General features: G+C 73.8%; 1 protein-coding gene and 1 pseudogene. Both read left to right on the top strand.

The annotated features are described in order from the left end of the window. Nucleotides 1–389 (top strand): annotated as a pseudogene (locus AB0I76_RS29615) (hypothetical protein); the annotation flags it as partial. 52 nt (nt 390–441) lie between these two features. Continuing rightward, nucleotides 442–1,413 (top strand): ATP-binding protein, encoded by a 972-nt coding sequence (locus AB0I76_RS29620; RefSeq protein ID WP_357042353.1) that lies wholly within the window; start codon nt 442–444, stop codon nt 1,411–1,413. Nucleotides 1,414–1,564 lie beyond the last annotated feature (151 nt).

Below are 1,564 nucleotides of genomic sequence, written 5' to 3' on the forward strand. Positions count from 1 at the left end.
ATCTGGCGTACGTGGCGGACGACGACGCCGCGGCCGTACGCGCGGTCCGGCGGGCGCTTCCCGGGCTGCTCGCCGGCACGCGGGAGTACGTCCGGATCGACGGGGCCCCTCCCCGCACCCGCGACCTCGACCGTTACGTGGCGCACCTGACCGGGATCCACCCGGTGGGCGGGCCGGCGCGGTGCCGGGCCGCGGTGGCCGAGGCGGCCGCGCTGCCCGGCGTACGGCATCTGCTCTTCCTGGTGGAGGGCGGCGGGGGCCGCGCGCCGACGACGGAGGTCGTAGCCCGACTCGCCACCGAGGTGCTCGCACCGGCCTTGACCTGCGCAGAGGGCGGCGACACGCCCCGGTACGCGGGCTTCGGCACCGTCGGACGGTCGGACCGCTAGAGTGACCGCTAGTGGAAACGGTTTCCACTAGCAACCTGACGGAGCAGCCCGGATGAAGATCGCATTCGTCGGCAAGGGCGGCAGCGGGAAGACCACCCTCGCCGCCCTCTTCACCCGCCACCTGGCCGACGCCGGCCACCCGGTGCTGGCGGTCGACGCCGACATCAACCAGCACCTCGCGGTCGCCCTCGGCGGCAGCGCCGACGACGCCGCCCACCTGCCGCCGCTCGGCGACCTCCTGCCCGACATCAAGGCGTACCTGCGCGGCGACAACCCCCGCATCACCTCGGCGGCGGAGATGGTCAAGACGACGCCGCCGGGGCGGGGGTCCCGCCTGCTCCGGCTCACCGAGGAGAACCCGGTCTGGGCCGCCGCCGTCCGCCGGGTCGGCGGGGTCCGGCTCGCGGTCACCGGAGCGTTCACCGCCGACGACCTGGGCGTGGCCTGCTACCACTCGAAGGTGGGCGCGGTGGAACTGCTGCTCAACCACCTGGTCGACGGGCCCGGCGAGTACGCCGTGGTCGACATGACGGCCGGCGCGGACTCCTTCGCCTCCGGCCTGTTCACCCGCTTCGACCGCACCTTCCTGGTCTGCGAGCCCACGGTGCGCAGCGTCGGCGTCTACCGCCAGTACGCCGGCTACGCCCGCGACTACGGCGTCGCCCTGTCGGTGGTCGGCAACAAGGTCGAGGACGCCTCCGACGTGGACTTCCTCCGCGAACACGTCGGTGCCGACCTGCTGACCTGGGTGGGCCGGTCGGCGTACGTACGACGGGCCGAGCGCGGCGCCGTCGACCCGCTGACCGAGTTGGAGCCGGCGAACCGGGCGGTGCTCGCCCGCCTCACCGACGTGGTCGACGCGACGCCGCAGGACTGGGCGGCGTTCACCCGGCACGCCCACGAGTTCCACCGCCGCAACGCGGCTGCCTGGGCCAACGAACGCACCGGGACCGACCTGACCCGGCAGATCGACCCCGATTTCGTGCACGGTCCGGCGGCCCTGCGCGCCCCGGCGCTCGGCTGAGCCGCGGCGCGCGGTCCGCCCGGGAAAGATCGCGCTCGATCCTGGATGTAGTGGTGGGCCGGGGAGTGCATGCCACTGCCCGAGCAGCCGCGCCAATTGGGCGCCACGCACCTGGCTCGTCATGCCACCCCTCCAGTATTGGCCTCTCCTG

The organism is Micromonospora sp. NPDC049799 (assembly GCF_040656655.1).
Taxonomy (GTDB): domain Bacteria; phylum Actinomycetota; class Actinomycetes; order Mycobacteriales; family Micromonosporaceae; genus Micromonospora.